Origin of the sequence: Vibrio sp. MarTm2 (assembly GCF_027587055.1) — a bacterium.
In the GTDB taxonomy this organism is placed as follows: Bacteria; Pseudomonadota; Gammaproteobacteria; order Enterobacterales; family Vibrionaceae; genus Vibrio; species Vibrio sinaloensis_D.
Genome location: NZ_JAPPTK010000007.1, coordinates 16,177 through 36,196 on the forward strand (window position 1 = coordinate 16,177; position 20,020 = coordinate 36,196).

Here is a 20,020-nt window from a genome sequence, read left to right on the forward strand (position 1 = left end):
TTGACGTTTATAAGTCGCTGAATTGAAATCGAAAAATACCGCTATTTACAACTCTATATAATAAAATGGTCTAACGGTACTCTTCGTTTTGTGCATTCCCTCAACAGTTCAGAGTGCGCTACTTCTTCTCTAAACCGTATGGAAGACGAGAAAAAAACCGTGGATGCTGTTCTATTGTCGGGGCTTTGTTAACGCTTTGCCAATCTAGTAGCATGATTGCTAAAACGTTTCTGTGTTCACCGTAAGCCAAATCAAAATCCCCTGAAACAGACGGAATCATCCCCTTGTCTTTATCAATCGACTTGCGTATTGCGTCGCGGGTCTTTGCCACAACAGGGTCGTCTTCTAGACCTGCCAGCAAAAAGCTGATGCCTACTTCGGCGATGATATCCTCTTTCGCTCTGAGCAGAATTGTATCGATATTGGCGCGAAAATAATCATAAATCCATTGGTAGTGTTTTTCGCTAACAAGACGTTGGTAATACTGCGAATCGGCGAAGATTATATGCGTCAAACCGTAAAGCTTGTTGCCATACTGCTGTTTGGACAACTTTTTGTCTTCGTTGTCTGGATAAGTGGCTTTAAAGGATTCAATAAAAGCTTGGGTGACATCTTGCTCGCCCAGTTGCTTTAGCCAAAAGACTTGGTTTGCGAGTTGAGCCGCCCACGCTCGGATCATTTCTGGATCTGTGGCGTATTTGTTGAAGTCGTAGCGGCGAATCACTTGGCGCAGCTTCGCGTCTTCTTTGTGCTTTAAGCCATATTCATTGGCTCGCGCCATCGAGCCTAGCAAGTCCACACCTAAGTAGAGGTATTCAGGCATGTGTTTTGTCACGGTGTAGCGACGCACGCTGCGTTCGTCTGTCTCGTCTTGATAGCCGGCAATGCGCTTCTCTGAGTAGAGCAAGATTTGCTCCGGTGTGCTCACCTCTGCCGCAAAACGATTAAGCCGACTCGCAACACGCGCCATGTCACTCCAAACCGCAGCGGCGTATTTGTCATCTAGCGTTTGTCGGTACATACGCAGCCCGTAATGTCCTTCTTTGAACGCTGGTAAAGTGTACAGCTGGCTTTCGTATGTCTGCTTGATGATGTCCGCTGACTCTTCGTTTAAGTCGGTAGCGTAAACTGTAGGCAGTAGAGCGAGCCCTAAGCAAAGGGCGAGTATTCGTTGGCGCATAAAAATACCATTACCTATCGAAGCCTATCTCGTTGAGTAGGCGAACCATTCCTTGGTGGGGAAGTGATTGAGTTTGAATTGGCGATAAAATATCAATTATTGCTTTGCTGGATGTAAAGGGCTTGTCAGATAGCTGCAAAATATTGACTGAATATGAGATGAAAAAATATCCAAATCAATGCGCCTTTTTGTATAATTGATAGAAATGACAAAAATACAGCACCGTAGAAGTGCTAGAAAATCAACTACGCTGTCGAAAAAGGCTTTGAGCGCTTTTTAGTTTTGGGGAAGAAATGCAGGATCGCATAAACAGGCGTTGGTCTGTCTACATATTTATTATCTTGATCAGTAGCTTCGCAATTGGATTGGTCGAAGTCATGGATCGCAGTCAGAAAAATTTTTTGCGAGATAGCTTGCTGGGGCGAGCTAAAGAAGAACTCTCGATTATTCGTTCCGAACTGGAAGCGGCGATTGTGTCTGATATTTTTGCTGCAAACAGTATATCGGTGTTGCTTGCTGCAAACCCTGAATTTGAATTTAATGGCTGGGGGCTTATCGCCTCAAGTATTATGCGCAAAAGTAGCCATATCAAAATCATCGGCCTTGCGCCTAACGATGTCATCAAATACATCTACCCCATTCAAGGAAATGAGGCTGCTTTGGGCTTAGACTATAAGACCGTTCCAAGCCAGTGGCGCACTGTTCGCAAAGCGAATGAGATCCAAGATATTTTCATTGCTGGTCCCGTCAATTTAGTTCAAGGCGGTAAAGGTTTGATTGCCCGTGTACCCATTTATGAAGATCCGCCATACAACAGCCGCTATTGGGGCGTGTGCAGTGTCGTGCTCGATTTAAACTCTCTGTTCCACGATGTGGGTATCGAAAAGTTTGAGCACAAATACAATATTGCGATGCGTGGGCTAGACAGTACAGGTGCAGAAGGTGAGCACTTTTATGGGGATGCTAATGTCTACAAGACAGCATTTGCCACGGAGAATGTCTATTTTCCTTATGGTAGCTGGCATATTGCCGCAAGCACAAAGCAAGACCTCTTAAGCAAGAGTGAATGGTATCGTGTCCATGCGGTCAGGCTTATCGGCTATCCGCTGTTAGTGCTACTGGCGTTGGCATTTGTGTTGGTTTATCGGTTGTATTCTGTTGCGAAAAAACGCTCCCTTCAAGACGCTCTTACTCGTTTGCCAAACCGACGTTATTTTTTGTACACCATAGAAAATCAGTTCGACGCTGCTAAAAAACGCGGGGCTGAAGAAGGCTTTGCCATTCTAAACATCGATCTTGATAAATTTAAGGCAATCAATGACAGTTACGGTCATGTTGCTGGCGATAAAGTACTCATTGCAACGGCAGAAAGAATTAAGGGAGTACTGCGATCCTCGGATGTTGTTGCCCGCATTGGCGGAGACGAGTTTTTAGTGCTGTTGCCACGAGTGACCAAGTCTGAAGACATTGAGCACATTAACCTCGAGCTTCAGCGAGCAATTTGTCACAGTCCAGTGATTTACGATCAGCAACTCATCAATATTCACGTCAGTGTTGGTTACGCATTGTACCATCCGGATTTTACGACCATAGAAGATATGCTGAAGCTGGCGGACGAGAGAATGTATTTAGAGAAGCGGCGCCAGTCACAAAGAAATGATGTTAACTCATTGAGCTAGTGGGCAAATACTCTCAAACCATGCTATAGACAATATAAAGAGTCGGTTGTGAGGTCAGTATGCGCAGTTTAGCTCAGTGGTTAGCGGATTACGGCGAGAGCCATCAGCATCCAATCAATCAGAAAATTCATCAAGTCGCGGTACCCGGTATTTTCCTTTCGGTCGTCGGTTTGGTTTGGTCTATTCCGCCAATTAACTTGCTTGGCACAACCGTTAACTGGGTCTGGGTCGCAGCGATGCCGATCTGGGTATTCTACTTTCGGCTTTCGTTGAGTGTCTTTCTTATGATGCTCGGATTCACGTTAGCCTGCATCTCATTGATTTGGTCCCTCGACTTGATGCAGCTTCCCGTCTTCCTTATCTCTTTGACTGGCTTTGCGAGTTTGTGGTTACTGCAGTTTATTGGGCACAAAATAGAAGGGAAAAGACCTTCATTTCTTGACGATCTGGTTTACCTATTGATTGGTCCTATTTGGGTATTTAGGAAGAAGTAACGCAAGTAGTTAACCAGGACTTTGCATTTTGCAAAGATTGTAATTTTTGCATTATGCGAAAGTTATCATTTCGAGACTACTTTATGAGCCTTGTTTTTAAGAAACAGTTTATTAAGTGAACAAAATCAACGATTTTTATTGATAGAAAAAGTTGGCACGTATCATGCTTTGAATGTAATGACCCTTATTAAGCCGAGGGTCACCTAGCCAACTGACGTTGTTAGTGAACCGAAATTTGTTCACAATCAAATACAGCCAATCACGATTATTGTGATTGGCTTTTTTTTTCTTTTTGGGCTAGGCGTCTTGGCATCCGCTATAGCAGCTTGGTTTTCTTGGGCAAACTGCACCACGGGAACAAATCACTCGCGCATCCGTTTCAATTCCACGTTCTATCCAATTGATGTTGAGAATCTTCGCGATGGTCGTGAACTCCTTTTGAATATGTCTTGGAATGGGCGCAGAACCACCTTGGCTGACACACAAGGATTTGAGCTCTTCCGCAATGTTTCTCGAGTCTCCGCCTTGTGCATCGATCGCCGGATTTAAATCAATGCCAGCACAGAGAACGCGATTGTTGCCTGCAGGGTCAGTCATGTTAATGGACTCGCAGCAGTAAATTCTTGGCTCGTCGCCCACATTCAAAATGGAGATCTGCGCTGAACTGCCACTGCGAGGCTCAGAAAGACGTCTAAACACCGCCCAGTGTTGGCATGGGTCGTTAACTTGTCGCATGTTGCCCCAAGGGAGCGGGATACCATTTCCCCGATAGACTGCTTTGAGTTTGTTCTGCCCATACGCATCAAAGTAGTGCCAGTGCGGATAAGGGGAGACAACGGTCATGCGCCTCATCGCAACCGATGGGGAGACGCCTGCCTTAGCATGAACATCGATCTCGTAGCCATTTCGATCAAGCAACTGACGAAATGGCACCTTAGGACAGAGCAATGCACCAGCAAAGAAGCTGGACTCAAAATCTCGCCAGGCTTGGAGTATGTCTTGTGAGTTCAACTCAGACGTTGGATTCACTTGCTGAGTATTGTCTTCCCAGCTATTGGCGTGACCGACAGAGAGAACGCTCTTCAACCCTTCTTTGTTGTGTAACACACAGTGACCTAGATAGACCGCCAGGTCATATTTAAGGCGCGTAGGGTACTGCTTGAGTATTTCATTCAAGTAGATAAAGCCGGGTGGCTCGAAAAAGGAGGTAACGACTTGTTTAGCACTAACGCCAAGTTCGTCGACAATGTCTTGTGGCGGGCGAGACGTCCAACGGATGGTAAGCCCCATGCTGCGTGCGATATCCATTAAGTCTTCTGCAGAGAGGTTAAGGCGCTTCAGCCCAATCTCTTCGGCTGCGCGTTCCAGATCAGGAAAGTGATTCTGGTTGTTTTCCTGATGCGCTCGAATAAGCAAATGCGCGAACTGGCGTCCGGTGATTCCCGTTTGCGAGAGCATCTCAGGGATTGCGATTTGAAGAATATCGTTAGAGAACAGGAAACTTGGCTCAAGCGCCATGCCACTGATCCCACCACGATTCCCCTTGTCGGGAGTGATGTCCGTTTGCTCAGGCTCATCATCTAAAAACCAAGCGGGATCTTTTTGGAACACTTCCGCAATGACTTCTAGCATATCGATACTAGGGACTCGTTTGCCCCGCTCAATCATTGACAGGTAAGAAACCGAAGGAGCGTATTCTGGATTTACTCGAATGCAACGTGCAGAGAGATCTTCCATGGTTAAGTGGTTGCGTTTTCTAAGATTTCTGATCTTCGTCCCTAAAAAATGGGACTGACGTATAAGACTTTTCGACAGCATAATTTTGTAAAATTCACATTGTAAAATTTTTGTTGTGAAATTGTAGTCAAAAAATCACTAGTATAGAAAGTAAGCAAAGTCACAAAACTTAAAACAACTGAACGCAAGTTTGAAATCTTTGCTCTAGGACATAAAAGTTGTGAAATATCCGCGAGGGAAACGCTATGAACATGCTTACAATCGATAAAACAGACATCCAAAAACAAGACAAGCCATTTATCGCTGAAGCAGTCTTCGCGGTAGAGAAAACAAACTCGAAGCAATCATCTGAGAAGCAAACAAAAGCAAAACAGCTACTGGATCGTATGTTTCCATTAGAGAACGGCTCTCACCAAGAAGTAACGGCATACATGGTTGATTACCGCCACCTTGTAGCGTATTTCAAGGATGGGTCTCACAGTGGTTTGAAAAGCAACAAGCACTTTGTCGCTTACAGCGGTGAAAAGGAGACGCCAACGTCGATTTTATTCCGCGATGGTAACGGCAGCCACGTTGAGCTGACATTTGGTCGCCATAAAGGGACTGGTTGCGTTGAGCTGATTGAAATTGATGATATCCAACTGGAAACATGCACCATGTTCCCTCAAGAAAGCTCTGAAATTTCCGCAATGCGTCACTGGATCAGCTTGGTTCGAGGCGATGAGAAGGGTAAACCTAAAGCGTGCACAGAATCAAAAGCCTACACAGCAAAAAGCGGTGAGGACTACGACTTGGAATGCTGTTACACCATGAATAAATAGCGCTAAACAGTAGAAACAAAAAAGGATACGCATGCGTATCCTTTTTTTTGATTTCTGTTATCGAGTTAGAAATGCAATTGAATGACCGATGTCACTACTGCGCCTGGGCGTCGAACACCGTCGATTTCAACTTTAATTTCGCGCTCAATCTCTAACCCTTTGCGAATAGGCGTTACCTTTGACAAAGTGCTCACTGCGCGAATGCGGTTGTCTGATTTTACTGGGTAAGGAAAACGAACTTGGTTGAGACCGATGTTGACCACCATCTTCGCGGTTGGAAATAGGTTTTGGTCAGGGTCGACGCTGTCCGTCAGTTTTGGCAATAGCGCCAAAGTCAAAAAACCGTGTGCAATCGTTGTCTTGAAAGGCGACTCAGCCGCCGCACGTTCAGGATCGGTATGGATCCACTGCATGTCTTCGGTAACGGCACCAAATTGATTAATTCGCTCTTGCGAGACATCTAGCCAATCACCCACATGAATGACTTCACCAATTTTTTCTTGAAGCTCTTGATACAAGGCTTGGGCTTCTGGCTTGAGTTCGATGGTTTTAGGCTGCTCAGTCGTAATTGGAGCAGGAGACTCAACTTCGTCATTAACAGCAGGTTGTTGAAGATCGCGTAGACGTGTAAAAAGGTGGCGATTGTTTGCCTTCGTCAAAAACTCTCCCCAGTACTCACGCACAGTTGGAGACATCCACTGCATGAATTCTGAATGATGTTTTGAGTGGGATTCACCACGATGTTTAAACAGGTCAGCGACTTTCATAAAAACCTCTGAAATATACAATTTGGTTCGATTAACTCAGTAAGTTTGAATTACTTCACAATATTGTGCAATGACTTTCGAGCGTACATCTGTTGCTTGAAAGTGCTTAAATTCAATAAATTCATTAAATTATAAATAAAACACTATTTTATTAGAATCTAAAGATTAGAGTTTTTGTACAACAAAAATCATACACAACAGCGTTATTCCATCTGACTAGAGTTTAGTCGGGTGTGTGAAAACTCACCACTTGAACACGTTGCCTCAAATTATTGCTTTACAAGAGTTGTGCCAAAACCTACTATACATTCCGCAACGGAGAGATGGCTGAGTGGTTGAAAGCACCGGTCTTGAAAACCGGCATACGTTAATAGCGTATCTAGGGTTCAAATCCCTATCTCTCCGCCACATTCAAGAGAAGCCCGCTAATTAGTTAGCGGGCTTTTTCGTTTCTATTTCACTTTCGTTTCTACTTCACTTTCTTTTCTCAATTTCTCTTCTCCTACATAATGTCATATTTCGATTAATATAGAATTTCGTACCATTTACACAAAGCCTCGCCTGTTTACAAGTAAGCAACTGTAAGCAGTTAAATTAATTGAAGTTTCATTCCTGATATTAAACGCATGCAATTACGCTTCATTTTTCCAATGTATAGTCATGAGGCTATCTATAACGGAGGGTAATAATGAAGCTAAAAATAATGGCTCTGCTGTTTCTATCGAGTGGTGCTTTGGCGGCTGAAAATCAGTTGTCCAATATTTCTATCGTCGCGGGCGAGTCGCTGTTGATATCGTCAGAATTCTACGGCTACACACTAAATCAAGGTGATTCTCGCTATGCCGATGTCGTTGATCTTGATGGTTTAGATTGGGCGTTTTGGTACGGTGAACATCGTTTTGCTGCCAAGCAAAGTGTCGATCTGATCAGTGATGTTCAGATGATGGGTGAATACGAATTAAAGAACGAAAAGCCAGCCCATGGTAACGAGTACTATTGGGAAGGCGGAAGCTCTAAAGACTACCTCGATGAGTCGAATCATGCCATTTATGCCAAGCCGGGTGGTGGTTTTTCTTTTCAGGTTAAGCCAGGTAAATCAGGTGACTTTAGGCTTGATTTGTATACTCACAACTGGTTGTCCGCCTCAGAGTTTACTGCTTGCCTAAACGAAGAGTGCATCACTATTGATAACTTCTATCCGACCAGCATCGCGACGACCCAAAATAGTGTGCAGTTCACTACCGAATCTGATGCAGACATTTTAACGATTCAACTTGCATTTAAGCCTGATCAATTTAGTTGGTCACAAAACGACGGCTATTTGAGCTTGGAAGCGATCAACCTAAGTGAGGGCAAATAAATGAACAAGTTACTTATTGCTACCGCAGTGTTGGCGTCATTTTCTGCCAAAGCAGGCTTAGGTCGTGCTGACCGCTCCGTTCAGCAGCATAAAGAGTTTGCTTTGCAGAGCAAGTTTGACTTCGCTTGTCACATGAACGCGGGCAGCGCGACTCTTATCGATCCATTCTGGGTTATTACAGCGGATCATGTGAGTGGCGCAAAATCTGAAAACTATCAAAACCGAGTTACGTGCTCATCGTTCGAAAAAGATGAGGATGGTGTGTTCCATCAGGTAAAAAGCGTCAGTGCGATTACCGATCCGAATGGGGAGTATGGGGAATACGAGTTTACGTCTCCTGATGGTAGAGACTTCGCGCTTGTTCGATTGGATACACCGATCACTGGGATTAAGCCTGCCAAGTTGCCCGTTGAAGGTATGTTTGATCCAAAAGAGCACTATAAAGTTAATCAGATTGGCTACGGAAACTATAACGGTCGAAATGGCGGGACAAAATACGTTTACCTTGATCGCCACAACCGTTGGGTGACGCCATTGGTTTTTGACGACGCCTATACCCCGCAAACCGATCTGCAGTGGCATTCGATTCTTGGGGATTCAGGGTCTGGTATCACGGTTGAAAAGGATGGAGAGTTTTACATTTTGGGCGAGATTGGGATACAGATAGGCGCACGCTACTGGTTTGATACGTTTGAAAACACGCTCACTCGCCTTGATTTCATCAAACAAACGATGCAGACGCATGGCTTCAGCTATGTAGAGGAAGTAAAACTTGATGAAGTGAAATGGACGCCAGCATCGCCAGAAAATAGCGAGGACTATCATGCGTACTTCAGCTACTGGAAAGCAGAGAGCTTTGATTTCAATGGAACTGGTTGGTATGACAATGGTGGAATCTATGCCACGGCTTATGCCACGCCGGGCGAACGTTATTCGATAGAGTTTGTGGTTCCCAAGCAAGCTGAGATTCCTGCCTTTGATTTGATTGTAGACGGCCGCATCGTCGCTGCGAATGTTGATGTGAACTCATTTGATAGTGATGCGATTAAGGTGACGGTTAACGAATTTGAGTTAAAGGGAGAGGCCATCAAAGTGGAGATGCAACCTATCGGTAACCTAGAAGGCAAAGGGCGCATAGCGCTGGACTACTTTGCGATTAAGTAAGCTACTGTAGGCCAATTAGATTAAGCTTAATAGCGTATTTCAAGTAGTTGGCCACATGGCTCACTCTTCTTTAAGGACGGTTTTTATAAACCGTCCTTTTTGGTTTTGGCAAATGGTGCTTTCAATAATGGTCGATTGTTGGCTACTTTAAAGGAGTACTCTCTTATTCATCCGTGTAAGCGGAAATCACAGTTAACTCATGACCTGGGAAAAGGGTTAGGCAAGCGTGCTTAATCAAGATTCATTAGGTCCACGAAATGGAATTTGTTGATGTCTTCAGAAACAATGGCGCTGACTCTGGCCAGTATTGGATTGTTGGGGTTGTGCTGTCAGTGGGTTGCTTGGCATTTTAAATTGCCAGCGATTCTATTCTTGTTAGTCACAGGGCTCATTGTTGGACCTATCTTAGGTGTGCTCCAACCTCAAGATACCTTGGGTGAGCTTTACTTCCCGTTTATCTCCCTTGCCGTCGCTGTGATCCTGTTTGAAGGCAGCCTGACACTGAACTTTAAGCAGATAAGAGGAATAAGCAAAAGCGTTTGGAGCATTGTGACCCTTGGGGCCATCATCTCTTGGGCAATGACATCAGCGGCTACCCACTATCTATTAGGGTTTGATTGGGCCCTCTCTTTACTGTTCGGTAGTTTGACCGTTGTGACGGGGCCTACGGTGATTGTGCCTTTGCTTCGCACCGTGCGACCCAGTAGCAAGTTGTCAAACATTCTGCGTTGGGAAGGGATACTGATTGATCCGTTGGGCGCTCTGTTTGTTGTTATGGTCTACGAGTTTATTGTCTCGCAAAGCCAAGTGAACAGTCTGATTGTGTTTGGACTCATACTGCTCATTGGTTTTGCGCTTGGTATTGCGGCAGGCGCTTTAGTCGCAGCAATCATAAGGCGGCATTGGCTACCTGAGTATCTGCAGCCTTTTGCCGTTCTTGTCATATTACTTGGGGTATTTACCGCCTCAAATTATTTAGAGCACGAATCAGGCTTATTGACGGTCACCGTGATGGGGGTGTGGTTGGCCAATGCCAAGGGCGTCAACATCAGTCATATTCTTCATTTTAAAGAGAACTTAACCATCCTGTTTATTTCTGGTTTGTTTATTTTGCTCGCAGCCAGTGTTGAGCTCAGTGATTTTGAACAGCTAGGTCTATCCGCGTTGGTGTTGTTTGCCTTTATCCAGCTTGTATCGCGTCCGGTATCCATCTTTCTCTCAACCCTCAAAAGTAGCCTAGAGCTTCAAGAGAAAGCCTTCCTCGCTTGGGTTGCTCCACGTGGTATTGTAGCCGCCGCGGTGTCCTCGTTGTTTGCCCTAAAATTAACGCACTTAGAAGTCTCACAGGCGAATCTGCTGGTGCCCCTTATCTTTATGGTGATCATTGGGACAGTCGTACTGCAAAGTGCGACAGCGCGTCCCGTTGCAAGGTTGCTTGGGGTTGCGGAACCGTCTCCGCGAGGCTTCCTCATTGTTGGCGCAAATGATGTGGCTCGAACAATTGGTACTGCAATAAAAAACTACGATTGCCGTGTACTGATGTCGGATACCAACTGGGATTACGTTAGTAAGGCGCGCATGGCGGGTTTTGAAAGTTACTATGGGAATCCAACTTCAAGCCATGCGGATGAGTATTTAGACTTGATCGGTATAGGGCAGGTGATATCCGTTACTCCCGACCAACACTTAAACTCTGTGGCGGGCGTGCACTTTTCTCATGAATTTGGCGCCAGAAAAGTGTTTAGCCTGCAAGATAAAAAGAGCCAAGATTCATTAGACAAGCTTTCTCATAATGGAGAGCATTCTTATTCGTTGCTGCTTGGAGGATCCATTGGCTATAAACAAATCGCCAGCTTGATCGCTCAGGGGGCGGAGGTTAAGCACACTCGAATAAGCGATAGTTTCACCTTCGAGGATTACCAATTGCAATACCAATCAGCGACGGTGGTGCCTCTATTTGTCGTCAGTACCGCTCAGCATATCAATCTGATCACCCAGCCAGAGAGCTTTAAGCCTGAAAGTGGCGAGATCATGGTCGCGCTAGTGAAAAACGCACCTGAGTAAAAAAAGCAAAAAAACACTTTACCTAAACCTAACTTGAGGTTTTAGCATGGTCTCCGTTGGCTAAGAAATCAAAGGAGAAAACCATGATTCAACTAGAGCATGTGAACTTAGTAGTAAAAGATATCCCAGAAATGTTGAAGTTCTATCAAGCTGCGTTCCCGCATTGGTATGTTCGCGATGAAGGTCAGGGCGAGTGGAGTGGAAAGCCGAGAAACTGGTTACATTTTGGTGATGAGTATCAATACATTGCGCTGAGTGACCACGGGGAAGGGGAGAACCGTGATTTACCCGGCCATCAGGTTGGATTAGCGCATTTTGCCTATGTCACCAACAATATTGATGCCGTGATCGGCCGCCTACAAGACGCAGGTTTTTCTATCGCCAAACCTGGCGCTGAAGAACCGTACCGTAAGAACATCTACTTCGTTGACCCTGCGGGTTTTGAGGTAGAGTTTGTCGAATATCTTACCGACGATCCAAAGCTGCGCAATCTATCGAGTTAGTTGCAGGCAAGCGCAGAGACTATCCGGACCTCTCTGCGCGAAATCGGCTCAGTCATAAATGCAACCTTTGGATTCAGATGGTTTAGTCTCGGCTAGGTTGCTACAATCTTGCACCGATGTAACGATAACGTCTCTTTGAGAAACTGTTGGATTGAGATTATGGCTCGCCCGAAAATACACCGTAAAGTCTGCACGCGTGCAGCTTATGCTTTTTACAAACCTAATGGCGTTACGATGGACGAACTGCAAGTTGTCGAACTGCTGCCAGATGAGTTAGAAGCGCTGAGGCTCGCCGATCAAGAAGGGCTCAATCAGATTGATGCTGCGGTGCAGATGCAGGTGTCACGTCAAACGTTTGGCAATATTATCAAACGAGCGAGGCAAAAGGTTGCGAGCAGCATCATCCAAGGTCACGCTCTAAAGCTTCAATAGCAGGCGCTTAATCAGGCTCTTTAATTTGATAAAGCGTGCGCTTTGTTCCTTCGCAAGTGTCTTTGCAATTACACTCCCGAGCAATACTTAGTTTAGATAGACCGCCACAGCTGCCTTGAATCGGTCGGCGAGAGAACATGACCCCTATCGCCATGAGGCTGATAAAACTCACGAATATAAGTACAGTAAGCAGTAATGTCATCGTTTAATCCTCCGGATTGAGTGCCAGCCTGACTGCGGCAGTGCCAAAGAGGATGTGGCGTTGTTCCCGTTGCCACAGGCTTTTTTCTTTGGTGATACACGGCCGTAGTCCAAACTCTCCACTGTCATAAGCTCGGAAAAATGGATGTTGCGTATATCTTGCCTCGCTTTTGCAGCTAGCACCTTAACATGAGACTGAAACAGTCCCTTGAGCATATTTTGGCCAATGTTCCTCACCACAACAACGTCTACTTTGTAACCAGCTATAACCTGTTGCCACTTTTTCTTTACGCTACAACAAGAAGTATCGGGCGCGATAGACAGGTATTGAGTCTGATGAGTGGTTGAATCGATGATGGCGATTTGCTCGCAACGAGAGAAGTGGTTACTGATCAATGTGCTATTGCACGGCACGGCGTAAATCATGCTGTCTCCTAGCTTTTTCTGATTTAAACAGCATGACTATACGCTTGTTAATGGCATATGCCATTAACAAATTTGAACTCTTAGATATCGAAGATCGAGGGTTGTTTCGTAGAGGCGTATTTATTTGTATGAAATTAAACCGTTTTATATCTAGATCACTTTATACATTGGTAATGGTTTTATAAAGCATAACTAGCTGATATTGTTCGCATCCTTATTGCTAACTAGCACTAATGAGTGATAGGTAGGGTAAGAAATAAAATTAATAAAACAATGTTAAAAGGTTAGATATATTACGTAATATGAAATGGCTTATTGTCGTATTCAGCAGTTTTTACTTAATGGGTTGTGTTAGCCCGCTATCAGTTGATGAATCGGCACCTCAGGTAACGATTCCTAGTACAACCAAGTCAGTTTCTTTTGCGGTACTTGATCAACGACCATACGTTTTGGACGAAGACAAGCAGGCTGATTTCGAAGGCATTATTCGCAGTAGTATCGGTATCCCCTACAGCCATTCAACTGTGACGCGTGAACCAATGGCGACTTATTTGGGTAAACGACTAGAGCACGGTATGAAACAAAAGGGTGTAGAAGTGACACAGTACCCAACAACGATCAATACCCCGCTTAACGAGATAGCTTCTACGTTGAAGAGTGATGGAAAGCCATCTATTTTGTTTGTACTCAATGAATGGAAATATGATTTCCATCCGTTTTCTGATTCATCTTGGTATGATCTAGATGTTGTTGCGTCAGACAAGACAGGAACAAAAGTAGTTACCAAGAAATTTTCAGGAGAAAATGACATCCCAGATAGTGGTGCCATCATGAATGAAATGATGCTTATTTATAAAGCTCGTTTTGAGAAAATCTTCGCTGACCCAGAGGTCGGAGATGTACTGAAATAGTAGAAAGGCGAACCTAGGTTCGCCTTTTTTGATTCCGTAGAGCAGGTACCAATACCTAGACACAAATCGCGATTGTACCGGCCACCATAAGTGCAATCATCGCATACCAAAAGTACTGAGAAGTGGTATCCGCGACATTGCCTTTAATATAGTTAATCTCTTCGTTTGCGGTAATTACAAACTCATTGTAATCGATGTTTAGCTCCGCCTTATTGTTAGACAGCTCTTGCTGTAACGTGCTAAATGCCTGATCAACAAATGTTTTAATGTCATTGACGGTATCACTCGTGAAGTTAAGGTTGTTCCAGATCGCCATACGAGATTGGTATTCGCTTTCACCGACGAGGTTAAGAACGCGCAGATCATATTCACGCTTGATACGCTCTTTTCCGATGCGATTCTGGCTGATGCCTTTAAGTTTGTTCACAACGAGTACTCCAATAAAGTCATGTAGATAGTTGAGAGCGTTTACATGCGCTCAAAAGGTTAATAGAACGAGTTCTTTAAAAGGGGGCTATCTAGGGGGCGCATTGTTGGATCAACCAGATAGTTTGGTTGCATCGAATAGTCATCAATATTAAAGAGCGTAATAGGCCCACAGCGCTAGGGACGGGCGCAGTGTAGTGACTAGGTGTGAGAGCAGCAACTGATGGATTTTATCTAGACGACAAACGATTTTGTTTGAGAGCAAGAGGCCAGAGCGTAGGCCTCTTGATGTGATGTCTATTCGCTATTGGGGAGCGGTGTAATGTCACTTTCAGCGGCAAGATGGCGAACGTGTTGAATAATAGCATCCAGCCCTTGCGTTCTTCCCGGAGTAAGATGAGATTTTAACTCTAGCGAATCAAACCAGGCGTGAACGTCAAAGCGCTTCGCGTGCTCGACACTTTGCTGATCGTAGGCAATCGAAATCAACGACAATAACCCCTTAACGATGGAAGAGTCGCTGGTGGCGCGTAAAGTGAGAATTCCTTGCTTCGAGCAATGAATATCGACCCAAACCTGACTTTGGCAGCCTGCTACCAGGTAGTCATCTCGCTGCTTGTCTAACGGGTAGGCGGGTAAGCGTTCACCGAGTTCGATGAGATAAAGATATCGCTCTTCCCAATCGGCGCAGCGGCTAAAGTTTTTGAGTACTTTTTCTGGTGTCATAATAATCACCTTAACAACTGGCTGATTCGTTGCAGCGCCTGACACAAGTTGTCGATATCGTTTGGGCTGGTGTACAGTCCTATGGACGCGCGACAGACAGAACTTTGGCCGAGCTTTTTCACCAGCGGCATGGCGCAGTGGTGGCCAGTACGAATTGCGATACCGTATCTGTCTAGAAATGCACCCACGTCAAACGAGTGATGGCCTTTGAGGTTAAATGAGATCAAGCCGCTGCGATTTTTGCTCTCTCCATAGATTTCGATTCCAGCCACGTTGGCTAACGAGTTCTCCATATAGCGCATAAGCTTGGCTTCGTGTGCCGCGATTGCGTTCAGGCCGATGTTTTCAACATACTCAATCGCAGCCCCTAAACCTAATATACCCGCGATGTTGGGCGTTCCTGCTTCAAACTTCCAGGGCGCTTGCCCATAAGATGTGCCGATAGGAAGCGTCACTTGATCGATCATCGCGCCGCCCCCTTCCCATGGCACCATGCTAGTCAAGTGCTCGGTTTTGGCGTAGAGCACCCCAGTACCTGTTGGGCCGTAGAGTTTGTGGGCAGAGAAAGCATAAAAGTCGCAGTCTAACTCGCTGACATCCACTTGCTGATGCATAACCGCTTGAGCGCCATCTATCAGTACAGGCACGTTTGCTTGATGTGCCAGTTTGACTATATTCTTCACCGGATTTACCTGCCCCAGCACATTGGAAACATGGGTCAATGCGACTAAGCGCGTTTTGTTGTTGAGCAGTTTTTTAAGCTCTGCCACATCGAGTTGGCCTTGGTTGTTCACTTCCCAGACGCGAATCTTTACACCGCAAAGATCGGATAACAGTTGCCACGGGACAAGGTTGGCATGGTGCTCCATTTCAGTGACGATGATTTCGTCTTCTGGTTTTACTTTTGGTCGAAGGTAACTATTGGCCACTAAGTTGATGGCTTCAGTGGTGCCTTTAGTAAACACAATGTTGCTGGCTTCGGCGGCGTTGATGAAATCAACAACTTGAGTTCGCACCAGCTCCATATCTTCGGTCGCCTTGGCGCTGAGATAGTGAGCGCCACGATGAACGCTAGCGTAGTCGCGCTGATAAAATTGCGTCATTCTTTCAATTACTGAAGCAGGTGTCTGCGCGGTGGCGGCCGTATCAAGATAAACCAGCGGCTTACCATAGACTTGCGTACCTAGCGCTGGAAAGTCCTTTGCCCACGGGCTTGCAATGGGAGGTAAATCAGCAATGGTTAACCTCTTTGTGTAACGAGTCTGCGAGTTTGGTATTCACGTAACTTCGCAGGCTTGGATGGCGGATTTTGTCGGCAACCTCGCAAACGAACGCGGACAACAGCATCTGTTCGGCTTGTTGTCGGTTTATTCCTCTTGCACGCATATAGTCAATTTGATTGTTATCCAACTGCCCCGTGGTTGCGCCGTGGCTACATTTCACATCATCGGCGTAAATTTCTAACTGAGGTTTGCAGTTTACTTGTGCATGGTCACTGAGCAACAAGCTATGGGTGTCCATTTGGCCATCAGTTTTCAGGGCGACCGGATCAACGTAAATCATGCCATCGAAGACCGCGTTGCCTTTGTCTCGACCGATAATCTTATGCATTTGCTCGCTGCGGCAGTGTGGAGCATTGTGCTTAAGATACGTTCGGCTATCAAACGTCTGATCATCTCTCGGCATGGCGACGCTGTTCATCGCCAACTCGCCATTATCGCCGCTCAGTTCTGAACTGGTTTGATGACGAACCAACAGGCCTGATAACAGCACGGCCGTCGAATTCGCTTTGGCATTTCTTTGCAAGCGAATATCGTTGTGGCCAAAGTGATGTTGCTGGTTTGATTCTTCGATCAACTTGGTGTGCTGGTAGTTAGCACCTTCACCAATATAGCTTGTTAATCGTGACAACGTCACTCCGCCTCCTTGCTCAAATGAGATGTGATGCTCGATAACTTCGAGTTCCGATAGGGGAGCCATCTCAATATGATGGCGATAGCTACACACTTCGCCTTTTTGACCAGAGCTGATATGCAGTAGATAAATCGGCTTGGTGACTCGCGTATTGGGCTCGACTTCAATCAGCACGCCGCCTGATGCTGTCGCATCATTCAAGTAGGTAAACGCATCGGCTCGCACTGAGCGCGAGAGCTCATTGGTTTCGATTGCGGTTAGCACGTTGAGCGGAGTGACGCGCACTTTAGGAATCCAATCGGAACATCTTGCTGAAAAGTGACCATCAAAGAAAACGAGTCGATAGGCATCGATACCTAGGCTGAGCCCTTCATAAGAGATATTTTCCGCTGACTGCAAGGCCGCAGGTTGCAGTGGCAGCGAATAGAACTGTTCGAGAGGTGTGTACTTCCATCCTTCTGCTTTAGCGCTAGGTAAACCCACAGATTTGGCTTTAACAAATTGATTTTGTTGCCAGTCTTGGCCCTGTACTAGGTGCTGTAAGGCATCCACTGAAGGACAGTTACTCTTCACCAGTAATCCACCCATAGCCTTTCTCCTCTAGCTCGTGTGCCAGTGTGTGATCGCCTGATCGCACGATTTTTCCTTTGTACAAGACATGCACATAATCTGGTTTGATGTAATTCAGAATACGTTGGTAGTGAGTGACAAGGATGAAGGCTCGCTGACCATCTTGCAGAGCGTTAACGCCAGAAGAAACGGCTTTTAACGCATCTATGTCTAGACCAGAGTCCGTCTCATCAAGAATGCATAGATCGGGTGACAACACCGCCATCTGCAAAATGTCGTTGCGCTTTTTCTCGCCGCCGGAGAAACCTTCATTCACTGAACGATTGAGCAGGGCGGTTGGCATCTTGAGTAGATTTGCTTTCTCTTCCAATAGATCTTCAAAATCAAAGCGATCTAATGGCTCTTGGCCACGATAATTACGAATTTCATTTAATGCGGTATTGAGAAAAAGCCTGTTGCTGACGCCCGGAATTTCAACTGGGTATTGGAATGCAAGGAAGACACCTTCACCCGCCCGTTTTTCTGGATCCAGTTCGGTCAGGTCTTTGCCTTTAAATAGTATCTCGCCTGCATCAACTTCATAGTCATCTTTGCCCGCGAGTGTCGCAGAAAGGGTACTTTTACCCGAGCCATTCGGCCCCATGATCGCGTGAACTTCGCCTGGTTTTACCGTCAGGCTGATGCCTTTAAGTATTGTATTGTCTTCTACACTCACGTGTAGATCTTTAATTTCTAGCATTGATTTATCCCACGCTATGCTCAAGGCTGATTGAAAGCAGTTTTTGGGCTTCTACAGCAAACTCAAGTGGTAATTCTGAAAATACGTCTTTGCAAAACCCGTTTACAATCATAGAAATAGCATCATCTTCACTGATGCCGCGTTGTACGCAGTAAAACAGCTGGTCTTCACCAATCCGCGAGGTGGTTGCCTCATGCTCCACTTGTGCCGTTGGGTTTTTCACTTCGATGTAAGGGAAGGTATGTGCGCCACATTGAGTGCCGATCAACATGGAGTCGCATTGGGTGAAATTACGCGCCTCTTCGGCGTGGGGCAGTATCTTGACGAGGCCACGGTAACTGTTTTCACTCTTACCCGCGGAGATACCTTTGGAGATGATGGTAGAGCGCGTGTGCTTGCCGATATGAATCATCTTTGTTCCTGTATCGGCTTGTTGAACGCCATTAGTCAGCGCCACCGAGAAGAATTCTCCAACAGAATAGTCACCCTTGAGAATGACACTTGGGTATTTCCAGGTAATCGCAGAACCCGTTTCAGATTGAGTCCATGACATCTTGCTGTGGTCGCCTTCGCACACAGCTCTTTTGGTGACAAAGTTTAAGATGCCGCCTTGGCTATCCTCTTCGCCAGAGAACCAGTTTTGAACGGTCGAGTATTTTACTTCTGCACGATCATGAATAATGACTTCCACAACCGCGGCGTGCAGTTGGTAGCTATCGCGCATGGGGGCTGAGCAACCTTCGATGTAGCTGACATAAGACTCTTCGTCAGCGATCAATATGGTGCGTTCAAACTGGCCCGTCTTCGCTTGATTGATGCGGAAATAGGTCGACAACTCCCTAGGGCATCGAACACCTTTAGGGATGTAAACAAAGGTGCCGTCGGAGGCGACAGCTGCATTCAACGCGGCAAAAAAATTGTCTTCAGGCGGAACGACGGTACCTAGATACTGCTGTACCAGTTCGGGATGCTCTTGGATCGCTTCACTAAACGAACAAAAGATGATTCCCAACTCTTTCAGTTCATTCTTGTAGGTTGTGGTAACAGAAACGGAATCAAAAATGGCATCAACGGCCACCTCCGCACCTTCACGAACTGGCACACCGAGTTGCTCAAAAGCGGTTTCAACTTCTCTGGTCAAATATTCATTGGAACCATCAGCTGAGCAGCCTGTGTTACAACTTGCGCAGCTTGGTGCTGAGTAGTAGCTGTAGTCCTGATAATCCAGCTCGGGATATTCGGCTTTGAGCCAGTGCGGCTCCGCCATTTGCTGCCATTTTCTGAAGGCGTCTAACCTAAATTGCAACATCCATTCTGGCTCGCCACGTTTTGCTGAGATGGCACGAACAACGTCTTCGTTGATGCCTTTGGAGAGTGTGTCAGACGAAAGTTGGGTGTAAAAACCCTCTTTGTAATGACTGGTTTGGAATAGTTCTTCGACTTCGGGCTGTGTTTCAACTGCACACATGATCAAACTCCAAAGCTTTCGCCGCAACCGCAAAGGTTTTTCACATTGGGATTGTTGTAGACGAAATGACTGTTAAGGCCTTGGCGGACGAAATCCAACTCAGTACCGTCAAGCATTGGCATGGCGCTCAACGAGACATAGAAAGGGGTGTTGTGTGACTCAAATCGCAAATCATCCTCTGCGATAGTGTCGACTAGCGTGACTTCATAGGCAAACCCAGTGCAGCCAGAGGGGCGGACACTAAGGTGAAAATACTGTCCTTGTTTGGTTAGCCCCGCGACGCGTTTTGCCGCGCTCTCAGAGAGACGGACTCCTTGCCACTCCATATCGTGAATAGAGATTTGAGTTGAATCTGAACTTGGAATACTCATTTAAAATTCCTGTTGTTCGAAAGTGCATGAGAATGATATTGATTATCATTTATTTATCAACCATGAG

General features: G+C 45.8%; 21 protein-coding genes and 1 tRNA gene. 10 read left to right on the forward strand and 12 right to left on the reverse strand.

Annotation, left to right across the window (positions count from 1 at the left end):
• Window positions 1-118 precede the first annotated feature (118 nt).
• Window positions 119-1,180 carry a DUF3541 domain-containing protein gene (locus tag OH458_RS14100; protein WP_269978780.1) on the reverse strand — a complete coding sequence of 354 codons (1,062 nt, stop codon included), beginning with the start codon at window positions 1,178-1,180 and terminating at the stop codon, window positions 119-121.
• A gap of 293 nt (window positions 1,181-1,473) precedes the next feature.
• Between OH458_RS14100 and OH458_RS14105 the strand changes: the two genes are divergently transcribed.
• The gene (locus OH458_RS14105) at window positions 1,474-2,859 is read left to right on the forward strand and encodes a diguanylate cyclase (RefSeq protein ID WP_269978781.1); all 1,386 of its coding nucleotides are present in this window, start codon (window positions 1,474-1,476) and stop codon (window positions 2,857-2,859) included.
• A 59-nt stretch (window positions 2,860-2,918) separates the two neighbouring features.
• Window positions 2,919-3,353 (forward strand): Mpo1 family 2-hydroxy fatty acid dioxygenase, encoded by a 435-nt coding sequence (locus tag OH458_RS14110; protein ID WP_269978782.1) that lies wholly within the window; start codon window positions 2,919-2,921, stop codon window positions 3,351-3,353.
• A gap of 297 nt (window positions 3,354-3,650) precedes the next feature.
• Here OH458_RS14110 and OH458_RS14115 read toward each other — a convergent pair whose 3' ends face one another.
• Complete coding sequence (locus OH458_RS14115; protein WP_072016629.1) at window positions 3,651-5,174, reverse strand: DUF3612 domain-containing protein; 1,524 nt, start codon at window positions 5,172-5,174, stop codon at window positions 3,651-3,653.
• Between the two features lie 161 nt (window positions 5,175-5,335).
• Here OH458_RS14115 and OH458_RS14120 point away from each other — a divergent pair, with 161 nt between their 5' ends.
• Complete coding sequence (locus OH458_RS14120; RefSeq protein ID WP_005470108.1) at window positions 5,336-5,911, forward strand: malate synthase; 576 nt, start codon at window positions 5,336-5,338, stop codon at window positions 5,909-5,911.
• A 65-nt stretch (window positions 5,912-5,976) separates the two neighbouring features.
• Here OH458_RS14120 and OH458_RS14125 read toward each other — a convergent pair whose 3' ends face one another.
• Window positions 5,977-6,678, reverse strand: a complete 702-nt coding sequence (locus tag OH458_RS14125) for a MaoC family dehydratase (protein ID WP_269978783.1) — start codon at window positions 6,676-6,678, stop codon at window positions 5,977-5,979.
• Between the two features lie 317 nt (window positions 6,679-6,995).
• Between OH458_RS14125 and OH458_RS14130 the strand changes: the two genes are divergently transcribed.
• From OH458_RS14130 to OH458_RS14155, 6 genes are all read left to right on the forward strand, one after another.
• A tRNA-Ser gene (locus OH458_RS14130) sits at window positions 6,996-7,086 on the forward strand.
• A gap of 280 nt (window positions 7,087-7,366) precedes the next feature.
• Complete coding sequence (locus tag OH458_RS14135) at window positions 7,367-8,038, forward strand: hypothetical protein (protein WP_269978784.1); 672 nt, start codon at window positions 7,367-7,369, stop codon at window positions 8,036-8,038.
• Window positions 8,039-9,202: a trypsin-like serine peptidase gene (locus OH458_RS14140; protein WP_269978785.1), complete on the forward strand. Its 1,164-nt coding sequence runs from the start codon at window positions 8,039-8,041 to the stop codon at window positions 9,200-9,202. It abuts the gene before it with no gap.
• 270 nt (window positions 9,203-9,472) lie between these two features.
• Window positions 9,473-11,266, forward strand: a complete 1,794-nt coding sequence (locus OH458_RS14145) for a cation:proton antiporter (RefSeq protein ID WP_269978786.1) — start codon at window positions 9,473-9,475, stop codon at window positions 11,264-11,266.
• 83 nt (window positions 11,267-11,349) lie between these two features.
• Window positions 11,350-11,769, forward strand: a complete 420-nt coding sequence (locus tag OH458_RS14150; protein ID WP_005470294.1) for a VOC family protein — start codon at window positions 11,350-11,352, stop codon at window positions 11,767-11,769.
• Window positions 11,770-11,928: 159 nt separating this feature from the next.
• Window positions 11,929-12,201: a DUF134 domain-containing protein gene (locus OH458_RS14155; protein WP_269978787.1), complete on the forward strand. Its 273-nt coding sequence runs from the start codon at window positions 11,929-11,931 to the stop codon at window positions 12,199-12,201.
• A 7-nt stretch (window positions 12,202-12,208) separates the two neighbouring features.
• Here the strand turns inward: OH458_RS14155 and nqrM are convergent, their stop codons facing one another.
• Both nqrM and OH458_RS14165 read right to left on the reverse strand, forming a co-directional pair.
• Window positions 12,209-12,403, reverse strand: coding sequence for a (Na+)-NQR maturation NqrM (nqrM, locus tag OH458_RS14160; RefSeq protein ID WP_043886560.1), 195 nt, complete (start codon window positions 12,401-12,403; stop codon window positions 12,209-12,211).
• Window positions 12,400-12,828: a NifB/NifX family molybdenum-iron cluster-binding protein gene (locus tag OH458_RS14165; protein WP_269978788.1), complete on the reverse strand. Its 429-nt coding sequence runs from the start codon at window positions 12,826-12,828 to the stop codon at window positions 12,400-12,402. The genes nqrM and OH458_RS14165 overlap by 4 nt, the downstream gene beginning before the upstream one ends.
• Before the next feature lie 302 nt (window positions 12,829-13,130).
• Between OH458_RS14165 and OH458_RS14170 the strand changes: the two genes are divergently transcribed.
• Complete coding sequence (locus tag OH458_RS14170) at window positions 13,131-13,739, forward strand: hypothetical protein (RefSeq protein ID WP_269978789.1); 609 nt, start codon at window positions 13,131-13,133, stop codon at window positions 13,737-13,739.
• A gap of 55 nt (window positions 13,740-13,794) precedes the next feature.
• On the opposite strand, the gene OH458_RS14175 is transcribed toward OH458_RS14170, so the two are convergent.
• The 7 genes from OH458_RS14175 to OH458_RS14205 form a co-directional block, all read right to left on the reverse strand.
• Window positions 13,795-14,133: a thiamine-phosphate diphosphorylase gene (locus OH458_RS14175; RefSeq protein WP_269978896.1), complete on the reverse strand. Its 339-nt coding sequence runs from the start codon at window positions 14,131-14,133 to the stop codon at window positions 13,795-13,797.
• A gap of 329 nt (window positions 14,134-14,462) precedes the next feature.
• Window positions 14,463-14,891: a SufE family protein gene (locus OH458_RS14180; RefSeq protein ID WP_269978790.1), complete on the reverse strand. Its 429-nt coding sequence runs from the start codon at window positions 14,889-14,891 to the stop codon at window positions 14,463-14,465.
• Between the two features lie 5 nt (window positions 14,892-14,896).
• Entirely contained in the window at window positions 14,897-16,129 is a 1,233-nt protein-coding gene (locus OH458_RS14185; protein ID WP_269978897.1) for an aminotransferase class V-fold PLP-dependent enzyme, read from the reverse strand.
• The gene (sufD, locus tag OH458_RS14190; RefSeq protein ID WP_269978791.1) at window positions 16,122-17,393 is read right to left on the reverse strand and encodes a Fe-S cluster assembly protein SufD; all 1,272 of its coding nucleotides are present in this window, start codon (window positions 17,391-17,393) and stop codon (window positions 16,122-16,124) included. The genes OH458_RS14185 and sufD overlap by 8 nt, the downstream gene beginning before the upstream one ends.
• A complete protein-coding gene (sufC, locus tag OH458_RS14195; RefSeq protein WP_269978792.1) occupies window positions 17,368-18,114 on the reverse strand; it encodes a Fe-S cluster assembly ATPase SufC in 747 nt (248 codons plus the stop codon). The genes sufD and sufC overlap by 26 nt, the downstream gene beginning before the upstream one ends.
• A gap of 4 nt (window positions 18,115-18,118) precedes the next feature.
• Window positions 18,119-19,582 carry a Fe-S cluster assembly protein SufB gene (gene sufB, locus OH458_RS14200; protein WP_269978793.1) on the reverse strand — a complete coding sequence of 488 codons (1,464 nt, stop codon included), beginning with the start codon at window positions 19,580-19,582 and terminating at the stop codon, window positions 18,119-18,121.
• Window positions 19,583-19,584: 2 nt separating this feature from the next.
• A complete protein-coding gene (locus OH458_RS14205) occupies window positions 19,585-19,953 on the reverse strand; it encodes a HesB/IscA family protein (protein ID WP_005469967.1) in 369 nt (122 codons plus the stop codon).
• Between the last annotated feature and the right edge of the window lie 67 nt (window positions 19,954-20,020).